The sequence below is a fragment of the Paraburkholderia sp. BR10954 genome, assembly GCF_040965775.1.
Taxonomy (GTDB): Bacteria; Pseudomonadota; Gammaproteobacteria; order Burkholderiales; family Burkholderiaceae; genus Paraburkholderia; species Paraburkholderia youngii.
Window position 1 is genome coordinate 1 of record NZ_JBFRCK010000154.1, and the last position, 1,794, is coordinate 1,794.

Here is a 1,794-nt window from a genome sequence, read left to right on the forward strand (position 1 = left end):
ATGCGTGCGCATGCCCCGCGCGGATCGCGCGGCAAACCGGTAATTCAGCGGGAAATTGCACGCGCAAGTCTCCTGAACGTAGCTTCGGTCGTCATGACGGGGCGCTTTTCAACAGCCTGCTAGAGAGTTGTATCCAGCATGACCTCGGCGAGCACTCCGAAGACAAACTTGTCATAAAGGGCTTCCCTTTTAGGCATGTCTTCGCTGATTCCGTTTGATTCGACGATGAGATCAAACAGCTTCGTTGCGGTATCGAGGACAGTTTCCGCTTGCGCCTTGGTGATTTTCGTGTTGATAACCCAGAGGATTGTTAGCGGAACGGGAACGGCGCAATGAGTTACTCGCAGGCACGGCGAACGGGCCGTTCCCGTTCCGCTAACAATTCGTTGAGCTAAACCGCTCCACTGACGGTGGCTATGGGAATTGAATTGGCGTGGGATGGCTGTGGCGATTGGCTTCCGGGATTGAAGCATGCATACGGGCGGTGCTAGGCACACGATTCGGCCAGGCGCGTGCGATCTTGGTGGGTCGCGAACAGGTTCGTCACGCGTAGAAGGCAGGCCGGGATCGCAGCGGACATGCGTGTCCAGCGGAGCCGTGAGGACGTATCGGTTCCTGCGTGCCAGTGGTGACGATTCGGGTTTCATGGGTGGTTCGGCGGTGCCCGGGGTAACGCGCCAGGCAGGAGGCATGCGATGCAGATCATGTGACCGTGTCTGCAGACCGGGCAGTCGCGCAGCGATCGGCCGGTCAACTGCGCGTAACGATCGCGGTAATCAGGTCTGGGCGTCGTCCGGGCTTGGGCAGGCTGTGCGCCAAGCAGGTGTCGGCATGCGGCAATGCGGGTCACGCGCAGCCGGTTGCTAAGCAGCCCGTAGTGGCGTATCCGTTGCAGTCCGCGGGGCAGCACGTGCAGCAGGAAGCGGCGCAGGAACTCGTGAACGTGCAGGCGCATGACGCGTGGCTTGTCTGGATGACGATAGTCTTTCCAGCGAAACGTCACGTGCCCGTCAGTGAGACTGAGCAGCCGGTGGTTGGAGATCGCAACGCGGTGGGTATAGCGGCCGAGATAGTCGAGCACCTGCTGCGGACCACCGAACGGCTCCTTGACATAGACCACCCATTCGGTACGACGCGTGCCCGACAGATAGCGGGCAAACTCGCCCGGCTCGGACAGATGGGCCAGTGACGCGAAGAAACCCAGGGTGCCGGCATCGAACGCATGTTGCAGGCGTTCGAGAAACAGTCGACGGAACAGGCGGGAGAGCACGCGCACCGGCAGGAAGAACCCAGGCCTACACGCCACCCAGCGCGTGCCGTCGGCAGCCAGGCCGCCACCAGGAACCACGCAGTGCAGATGGGGATGGTGGACCAGATTCTGCCCCCAGGTGTGCAGGAGCGCGATGAAGCCGATCGTGGCGCCAAGATGCCTAGGATCCGCGGCGATTGTCTGCAGCGTTTCGGCAGTTGCCTGAAACAGGATGTCGTAGACGGTGCGCTTGTTCTGGAATGCAAGGGCCGAGATCTCCTGCGGCACGGTGAATACCACATGGAAGTACGGCACGGGCAGCAGGTCCGCCTGACGGCGGTCGAGCCACTCTGCGCGGGCGAACGACTGGCACTTCGGGCAGTGCCGGTTGCGGCAGGTAATGGAGCGCACTCCATTACGTGCCTTATGGGGAGTCTTTCCGTATGTGGAGTAGACACGTCGATCGAGCGCGAGCCGGGGAGCCCGCGCCCCTGCTACTCTCCATTAAAGCCTCGCCTTGAGCATGGCGATGACCTTGTCGGATG

1 protein-coding gene and 1 pseudogene are annotated in these 1,794 nt (G+C 61.5%); one reads left to right on the plus strand and one right to left on the minus strand.

Translation table 11 applies throughout. From position 1 onward, the window contains the following. Positions 1-218: hypothetical protein (locus AB4Y34_RS41520; RefSeq protein WP_368719268.1), on the plus strand; the 218-nt coding region annotated here is incomplete at its 5' end. 425 nt (positions 219-643) lie between these two features. Here AB4Y34_RS41520 and AB4Y34_RS41525 read toward each other — a convergent pair. After that, a pseudogene (locus AB4Y34_RS41525) lies at positions 644-1,660 on the minus strand (IS91 family transposase); the annotation flags it as partial. Positions 1,661-1,794 lie beyond the last annotated feature (134 nt).